Raw genomic sequence first — 502 nt, forward strand, 5'->3', positions numbered from 1 at the left:
TAGGCATTCAAGATGGAATATATGACACTCATTGACGTGCCTAGCATCATCGGTACAGCGAAGTGAGCGACAGCTTTTGCTACCGGTGCTTTTTCAAAGTAATGGAGGTTTTCTGCATCCATGTGGGTCACCACTTTGTTTATTATGATTATCTAACGGTGTTAGATTGAACCTTACAGTGTTAGATTATATCATGAACCTATGAACCTATGAACCTATGAACCTATGAACCTATGAACCTGTAAAGAACAAACTTACACTGTTAGATAAAAGGGTGGATAACGATGAAGCAGCAGCAGCCTCAGATTTCGGAGGATAAGATTTTGGAAGCCTCGTGGGAACTTCTGGGGGAGGACGGCATCGAGAAATTCAGCTTGAGACGATTGGCAGACCGGCTTGGGATTCAGGCTCCCTCACTGTACTGGTACTTCAAGAGCAAGCAGAATCTCTACCAGCGTCTTGCCAACCAGGTATCGAAAACGATTCTGGAGGAGTTCCACTC

At 44.6% G+C, this 502-nt stretch carries 1 protein-coding gene; it reads left to right on the top strand.

The window, feature by feature from the left end; translation table 11 throughout:
- Window positions 1-284: 284 nt before the first annotated feature.
- The coding region (locus tag AC1D69_RS25075; protein ID WP_495458824.1) for a TetR/AcrR family transcriptional regulator at window positions 285-502 on the top strand (218 nt) is incomplete at its 3' end.

This window comes from Paenibacillus sp. Y301, from assembly GCF_059445505.1.